A 602-nucleotide genomic window follows, 5' to 3' on the forward strand; every position below is an offset into this window, starting at 1 on the left:
GAAGAGGTCCGTATTGGCAAGCAGCGGTTCGTCTCGCGCCGGAGCCTCGTGGCCCTGCGGACTGCGGACCAAGACATGATCCAGCGCACGGAGGCCTTCCTCCTGGACCTCGCCGCTAAGGGGGAGGCCCGCGTGTTCTACGACCCGGTCATGTCGAACGCAGGCCTGCGATGGCAGGTGCCGGCGCACCGCGACAAGATCGGCTGGGTTCTAGGTGCGGTCTCGGAGCGCAGCTTCGAAAACCACGGCGTGCTCCTCTCGGTCCTCGTCCACAAGAAGACCCCGGGCGATACGCTCCCGAGCGGCGGCTTCTTCAACCTTGCGGGGCATCTCGGCTTCGACGTGGAGGACCGGCACGCCTTCGTCGCCCGCGAGACTCGCAAGGTCTTGAGGAAATTCGGCCGACCCAAGGCGGCTTAGGGCGCGGGAGACGTCCAAGGAAGCGTCCCACGTTGGGCTGTCCCCTATGCCCATGGCAAGGGACAGCCCAGCGGCGAGCGCCCTTCCTCCTCGGCCGAGCCATGAGCTGTGCCCTTGGGAGGCCGCACGCAAACCGCAGGTTTGCATAAGTGCGCCCTTCTCTCTGCTGTTCGTCGGGTTCG

General features: G+C 66.3%; 1 protein-coding gene. It reads left to right on the forward strand.

Annotation, left to right across the window (positions count from 1 at the left end; genetic code table 11):
- A partial coding sequence (locus tag CK240_RS17765; protein ID WP_205957920.1) for a hypothetical protein occupies positions 1-420 on the forward strand: 420 nt, incomplete at its 5' end.
- Positions 421-602 lie beyond the last annotated feature (182 nt).

This window comes from Paracoccus salipaludis (assembly GCF_002287065.1).
Classification (GTDB): Bacteria; Pseudomonadota; Alphaproteobacteria; order Rhodobacterales; family Rhodobacteraceae; genus Paracoccus; species Paracoccus salipaludis.